At 66.1% G+C, this 5762-nt stretch carries 10 protein-coding genes; 9 read left to right on the top strand and 1 reads right to left on the bottom strand.

The features are described 5' to 3' along the window. The first annotated feature begins 332 nt into the window (after window positions 1-332). The 9 genes from ACFQS7_RS30460 to ACFQS7_RS30420 all read left to right on the top strand — a co-directional run bounded on the left by ACFQS7_RS30460 (window position 333) and on the right by ACFQS7_RS30420 (window position 5614). A complete protein-coding gene (locus ACFQS7_RS30460; protein WP_380070904.1) occupies window positions 333-1073 on the top strand; it encodes a response regulator transcription factor in 741 nt (246 codons plus the stop codon). A gap of 29 nt (window positions 1074-1102) precedes the next feature. Then, the gene (locus ACFQS7_RS30455; RefSeq protein WP_380070903.1) at window positions 1103-1240 is read left to right on the top strand and encodes a hypothetical protein; all 138 of its coding nucleotides are present in this window, start codon (window positions 1103-1105) and stop codon (window positions 1238-1240) included. A 91-nt stretch (window positions 1241-1331) separates the two neighbouring features. Then, window positions 1332-2531 carry an IS256 family transposase gene (locus tag ACFQS7_RS30450; RefSeq protein WP_380070902.1) on the top strand — a complete coding sequence of 400 codons (1200 nt, stop codon included), beginning with the start codon at window positions 1332-1334 and terminating at the stop codon, window positions 2529-2531. Window positions 2532-2635: 104 nt separating this feature from the next. Further along, window positions 2636-2893 (top strand): hypothetical protein, encoded by a 258-nt coding sequence (locus tag ACFQS7_RS30445; RefSeq protein WP_380070901.1) that lies wholly within the window; start codon window positions 2636-2638, stop codon window positions 2891-2893. A gap of 95 nt (window positions 2894-2988) precedes the next feature. Further along, window positions 2989-3267, top strand: a complete 279-nt coding sequence (locus ACFQS7_RS30440; RefSeq protein ID WP_380070900.1) for a hypothetical protein — start codon at window positions 2989-2991, stop codon at window positions 3265-3267. 416 nt (window positions 3268-3683) lie between these two features. Continuing rightward, the gene (locus ACFQS7_RS30435) at window positions 3684-4118 is read left to right on the top strand and encodes a transposase (protein ID WP_380070899.1); all 435 of its coding nucleotides are present in this window, start codon (window positions 3684-3686) and stop codon (window positions 4116-4118) included. Window positions 4119-4210: 92 nt separating this feature from the next. Then, window positions 4211-5119, top strand: coding sequence for a polyphosphate kinase 2 (ppk2, locus tag ACFQS7_RS30430; RefSeq protein ID WP_380070898.1), 909 nt, complete (start codon window positions 4211-4213; stop codon window positions 5117-5119). After that, complete coding sequence (locus ACFQS7_RS30425; RefSeq protein ID WP_380070897.1) at window positions 5116-5406, top strand: hypothetical protein; 291 nt, start codon at window positions 5116-5118, stop codon at window positions 5404-5406. The genes ppk2 and ACFQS7_RS30425 overlap by 4 nt, the downstream gene beginning before the upstream one ends. 13 nt (window positions 5407-5419) lie before the next feature. Further along, window positions 5420-5614, top strand: coding sequence for a hypothetical protein (locus ACFQS7_RS30420; protein WP_380070896.1), 195 nt, complete (start codon window positions 5420-5422; stop codon window positions 5612-5614). Between the two features lie 33 nt (window positions 5615-5647). On the opposite strand, the gene ACFQS7_RS30415 is transcribed toward ACFQS7_RS30420, so the two are convergent. Next, window positions 5648-5762: transposase (locus ACFQS7_RS30415; RefSeq protein WP_380070905.1), on the bottom strand; the 115-nt coding region annotated here is incomplete at its 5' end.

Raw genomic sequence — 5762 nt, 5'->3', positions numbered from 1 at the left:
TTTTCAAGCCATTTTTCGCCATGTTCGTGGCACTACATATTTGCCAAACTCCGGGGAATCAGGCAGCAGGCCGCGCAAAATCAACCACTTGCCAACGGACTCCCAACGGGGACTGTTCAAGTTGGGTTTGGGTACATTTCAACCATTACGCGCGTCTCCCGCGGATCAGCACGCGTTCGTTGCAACACGGCATCGTGCTGGTTAGCGCTAGTTTTGGCATTGCCGGGGATCATCTCACTCCCGTATTTGAACGCTTAAGTTGAACATTGGATCAGATTTGAGGCACCAATGCGCAGCGACGGCGTACTCACCCGGTCAAGGATCCCCCCGTCATGACCCCCCGTCCCATCCTCATCATCGAAGACGACGCCACGCTGCGTGCCACCCTCGCCGAGCAGATCGCCATGGACGGCAACTTCATCGCCGTGGCGGCGGAGAGTGCCTCCGAAGCAACCGCCAAGCTGGCCGAGGCAGATGTCCGCTACGATGCCATCCTGCTGGATGTCGGCCTGCCGGATGCCGATGGCCGCGATTTCTGCGCCCAACTCCGGCGCGGCGGCAACACCACGCCGATCATCATGCTGACCGGCGCCCATGCCGAAGCCGATGTGGTGCGTGGTCTCGACGCCGGCGCCAACGACTACGTCGCCAAGCCCTTCCGGCTGCCGGAACTGCTGGCCCGGGTCCGCGCCCAGCTCCGCACCTTCGACAACTCGGAAGCCGCGGTCTTCACCATTGGCCCCTACCAGTTCCGCCCCGCGGTCCGGCTACTGCTGGACCCCGGCAAGAACCGCAAAGTGCGGCTGACCGACAAGGAATGCCGGATCCTGAAGTACCTGCTCCGGGCGAACGGCGCTGCAGTGGATCGCGCGACGCTGCTGACGGATGTCTGGGGCTTCAACAGCGGCGTCACCACCCACACGCTGGAGACGCACATCTACCGCCTGCGGCAGAAGATGGAGGCCGATCCGTCGAACCCGCGGCTCCTGATGACCGACCGTGGCGCCTACCGGTTGGATGCGACCACACCGTCGGCCGTCGGCGCCGAGCGCGAACTTCTCCGCACGCACTGAAACACTGTCCTCAGCGTCGGATGCCGATCATGGCTGACATCCTGCTCTTTTCCGCCGAACGAACCTCGGCTGCGGCGCATCGGCACGATGCGCTGCAGCCCCGGGCCGCAGCGCTCGCAGCAGCTCCCGAAGCTGAGGCATGGGTCGTGTCCCGGGTGATGGTGTAGGAGGCCGCCACCGTAATGGTGGCGGCCATCGTGATGGTCCTGGGTAGGGTTGGGTTGTCGAGACCAACAACCTCCACCTTGGAAAATCACGATGACCGACGACAGGATTGCCCTTCGGGAGCTCTTGGAGAAGGGCTCTGATGCCACCTTCCTTCGTGAGATGATCGGCTTTGCCGCCCAGCGCCTGATGGAACTGGAGACCGATGGCCTGTGCGGCGCTGCCCATGGCGAGCGCAGCGCCGAGCGGGTGAACCAGCGCAACGGCTACCGCGAGCGCGACTGGCAAACCCGGGCCGGGACGGTCGAGCTGCGGATCCCGAAGCTCCGCCGCGGCTCCTACTTCCCGGCCTTCCTGGAGCCCCGCAGGACCGCAGAGAAGGCGCTGACGGCGGTGATCCAGGAGGCATACATCCAGGGCATCTCGACCCGTTCGGTGGACGACCTGGTCCGCGCCATGGGGATGGAGGGCGTCAGCAAAAGTCAGGTCAGCCGGCTCTGCGCCGAGATCGACGACCGGGTCCGCGACTTCCTCTCCCGTCCGATCGAGGGAGACTGGCCCTATCTCTGGCTCGACGCCACCTACGTGAAGGTCCGCGAGGCGGGACGCGTGGTTCCTGTCGCCGTCACCATCGCGGTCGGCGTCAACGGCGACGGCCGGCGCGAGGTTCTCGGCATGGCCATCGGCACCTCCGAGGCGGAGACGTTCTGGCTCGACTTTCTCCGATCCCTGTCCCGCCGCGGCCTGCGCGGCGTAAAGCTGGTGATCTCCGACGCCCATGAAGGCCTGAAGGCCGCAGTCACCAAGGTACTGCGGGCAACCTGGCAACGCTGCCGGGTGCACTTCATGCGCAGCGCCGCAGCGCATGCCGGGAAGACCCAGCGCCGCATTGTCTCCGCCTGGATCGGCACCGCATTCGCCGAGGCGGACGCTCCCGCCGCTCACGCCCAGTGGCGCCGGGTCGCCGATCAACTCCGCCCGAAGGTGCCAAAGCTGGCCGAGTTGATGGATACCGCCGAGGGCGATGTGCTGGCCTACATGGACTTTCCACGCGAGCACCGCGCCAAGATCCATTCCAGCAACCCGATCGAGCGGCTCAACGGCGAGATCAAGCGCCGCACCGATGTCGTCGGCATCTTTCCCAACGAGGCCGCCATCACCCGGCTGATCGGCGCCATTCTCCTCGAGCAATCCGACGAATGGGCCACTCAGCGATCCCGTTACATGACGCTGGAAACCATCAGCACCGTCAGCGACAATCCCGCCGTCAGCCTGCCCGTCGTGGCCGGATGACGCGGCGGCCCACCCCACCAAGGAGCACAACTCCTACACCACGCCGTGGGGCACGATCTGAGGCATGGCTGGAGGACGACACTGGAGACAATGGCGAACTTGAGATGGTCGCCAGCTTGGCCGCCGCGCCGTCGCAGTCGCTCGCCGGCCTGGTGACCAAGGTGGAGGCCTTGGTCGCCCGCCTTGCACCGGACGACGGGACCGACGCTGGCTTGTGCCTTGCCGAGGCAAGCCTGTTGCGGTCCGTGCTGTGCGATGTGCGCGCCTTTGTCGCGGACGCCGTCTTTGCTGTCCAGGGCGCCGACCTGTGGGCACCGGTTTCGACCGGAGCCAGTCTCGTGCAGGGAACCGGCGCAAGCTGATGTACCAGGGCTGGGTTGGATGTCTGAGGTCTCATATGGGTCAGATCTCGGACATCTGGTTCGCAGTGCGACCATGCCCCTGCTAGGTATGGGCCATGCACGACGACATGAGTGACCAAGCCTCCGAAACTGGCGACAACGGCACGACCCAGAGCGGGCTAGACCGCGCCGGCAGGCTCCGTGAACGCATTCGGCTATCGCAGACCATCGCCGCCCAGAGGGCTCGCATCGAAGCAACAGGCGGCAAGCCCAGCGAGGACGAGGCCGCACGCATGGTAAGCGAGTTCCACGCCCGGGGCGGTCAGGTGACCATCTGTCCTCCGCCGGATGACACCGTCACCGAAGGCGAGCCTGGGCACGTGAAGCGCCGCTGAAAAGCTGCAAGGGCTGATTGACTGCTCTTTGGCACCCCGCTTCCCCGCCTGGTGGGGGCTCAACCCGGACTGTCTTTCACGCTCCATTCACGCTTACCGCGGGTTAGTCAGGGCTTGCCGCAATTGCGGTTGGCCGCGGGTTTCCGGCGCGCCGGCGTTGATTCCACGCCGCGCAGCAGCCAGCGCTCCCCGCCACCTAACAGCTGCGTTTTGGGCGACGGGCCGTCGAGGTCATTGCGATCCAGATGTGCGCGGCAAATCAGCGAGGCTGAAGATGCTGGCGTAAGACATTGGCCCGGTATGGTGAGGCTGGGCCGAAGCGCGCTTTATGTGTCGAATTCGGTACAAAAAGCCAGATTATTTCGCGTAGCGACTCTAAGGCCCGGCGGCCGTTCTGGCGCAGATGGATCGGATGAGTGGCGCCGGCAACAGCATGTTCCCCGACCCGCCCGAGCCACCGCAGCTGGTCGAGACGACAGCGCAAGGTCCGTGGGGTGGCCCGAGCTATTCTTACCGCGGCGCCCGCATCGAATGTGCCCCCAGCGGCCGTGTCTGCGGCTTGTTCATGCCGGAGCACCCGCTGCACGGTGAGCGCTGGAATAGCGCCCTTCTTGCGGCGAGCGGATGTTGTTGAGAGTAGGCCGCCGCGGAGGAGAGGCGATGGCCGGGAATATACGGCGGAACAGCGGGCGCAGATCCTGACCGAGGCGGCGCTGCCGGGCGCGCGGGTCTTGGTCGTGGCACAGCGGCACGGGATCTCGCCGAGCCTGGTGTATCGCTGGCAGCGGCGCGACCTGTCCCCGGATCCGACCTACCGCGCCGAGGATGTGCCCGCCGTGGGTGATTCTTGACACGGTTTTCGTCCCTCCCCGCACCGCTCCGGTGGCGCGTGGCTGAACTGCCACGCTAGCGTTCGAAGCCAGCACGGCAGGGGGAAGCGTCGATGTCCAAGAGGCACAAGAAAGATGCGGAAGGCGGCGCGCCGAGAGGCCGCGGCAAGGTCGCGGAGGTGGTGCCGGCGGCAGCGGCCCAGGACGGCGCGCCATCCCGTGCGGACGGAAAACTCTCCCGCAAGGCGTACGACAAGGCGTTGCATGACCTGCACGTGGAGCTGGTGAAACTGCAGCAATGGGTGCAGACGACCGGCACCAAGGTCTGCATCGTGTTCGAGGGCCGCGACGGTGCCGGCAAGGGCGGAACCATTAAAGCCATCACGGAACGCGTCAGCCCGCGGGTCTTCCGCGTCATCGCGCTGCCGGCGCCGACCGAGCGCGAGAAGTCGCAGCTTTACATCCAGCGCTACATCCCGCATCTGCCCGCGGCCGGCGAGGTCGTGATTTTCGACCGCAGCTGGTACAACCGCGCCGGCGTGGAGCGGGTGATGGGCTTTTGCTCCGAGGAGCAGGTGAAGCGCTTCCTGGACATGGCGCCGGCGGTCGAACGGGCGATCAGCGACTCCGGCGTCATCCTGCTGAAGTACTGGTTGGAGGTAAGCCCGGAGGAGCAGACCCGGCGGCTGGAGGACCGGATCAACGACGGCCGCAAGCTTTGGAAGCTAACGGGGATGGACCTGAAGTCCTACAGCCGCTGGTATGAATACTCGCGGGCGCGGGACGCGATGTTTCTGGCGACGGACACCGCCTGGGCGCCCTGGTATTTCGCGCATTCGGACGACAAGAAGCGTGCGCGGCTGAACATCATCCGCCACCTCCTGCACCACATCCCATACGAGGCGCCGAAGGGAGAGAAGGTCAGGCTGCCGAAGCGCCAGGACGCGGGCGACTACCGGGATCCCGACTACCCCTTCAAGGTGATCCCGGATACGACCACCGCGACCACTCTGCCGGCATGAGCCTGCCCCCTGACCAGCCGCCGCCATCGCCGACTGCAAAACCGAAGCTTAAGCCCGAGGAGCGCCGCGCCCGGCAGGCTCACCGGCTGATCACGATCCGCCTGCGGATGTTGATCGGCCGGGAGCTGGAGGAGCGCGGCATCACCACGCCCGCCGCGATCGGCGCGGCCCTCGATATGCCGGCGGCCGAGGCGACCAGCCCGCTGACCCGGCGCCAGCGGCGTGAGGACGATGTGGAGTTGCTGCAGGCCACAGCGGCTCGGCTGGGGGTGAAGGTGCCGTGCTGAGGTCGCAGCACCCATGACCGACCCCGACGCCATCGGCCCAGACAGCACGGTGCGGCTACGCTGCTACCTGCCCTCGGCGGATTCGGTTTGGTTCTCCGCCGGCTGCGATGGCCTGGCTGGCTGCGGCCGTAGCGCAGCGATCGACATTCGGGCGGCTATGGGCGATCACCTGGGGCGGCGGCTCGAGAAGGCGCGGCGGCTGTTCTAGCGGCGGTGGATCGGATGACGAGGCTAGGGCCTGTTAGCTCCTGAGCCAATCGAAGGTGGCAGCGAGGGATAGGACGCCGAGGAATGATCGGGCGGTTTTCTCGTAGCGGGTGGCCACGGCGCGCCATTCCTTGAGGCGCGCCCAGAGG

This window comes from Dankookia sp. GCM10030260 (assembly GCF_042666655.1).
Taxonomy (GTDB): domain Bacteria; phylum Pseudomonadota; class Alphaproteobacteria; order Acetobacterales; family Acetobacteraceae; genus Paracraurococcus.
Note: the sequence above shows the minus strand (reverse complement) of the source record. Positions and strands in the feature narration are given on the sequence as shown.

Bases quoted from the DNA above. Each gene is read 5' to 3' on its own strand.
- ACFQS7_RS30460 (WP_380070904.1), top strand. From the start codon at position 333: ATGACCCCCCGTCCCATCCTCATCATCGAAGACGACGCCACGCTGCGT.
- ACFQS7_RS30455 (WP_380070903.1), top strand. From the start codon at position 1,103: ATGGCTGACATCCTGCTCTTTTCCGCCGAACGAACCTCGGCTGCGGCG.
- ACFQS7_RS30450 (WP_380070902.1), top strand. From the start codon at position 1,332: ATGACCGACGACAGGATTGCCCTTCGGGAGCTCTTGGAGAAGGGCTCT.
- ACFQS7_RS30445 (WP_380070901.1), top strand. From the start codon at position 2,636: ATGGTCGCCAGCTTGGCCGCCGCGCCGTCGCAGTCGCTCGCCGGCCTG.
- ACFQS7_RS30440 (WP_380070900.1), top strand. From the start codon at position 2,989: ATGCACGACGACATGAGTGACCAAGCCTCCGAAACTGGCGACAACGGC.
- ppk2 (WP_380070898.1), top strand. From the start codon at position 4,211: ATGTCCAAGAGGCACAAGAAAGATGCGGAAGGCGGCGCGCCGAGAGGC.
- ACFQS7_RS30425 (WP_380070897.1), top strand. From the start codon at position 5,116: ATGAGCCTGCCCCCTGACCAGCCGCCGCCATCGCCGACTGCAAAACCG.
- ACFQS7_RS30420 (WP_380070896.1), top strand. From the start codon at position 5,420: ATGACCGACCCCGACGCCATCGGCCCAGACAGCACGGTGCGGCTACGC.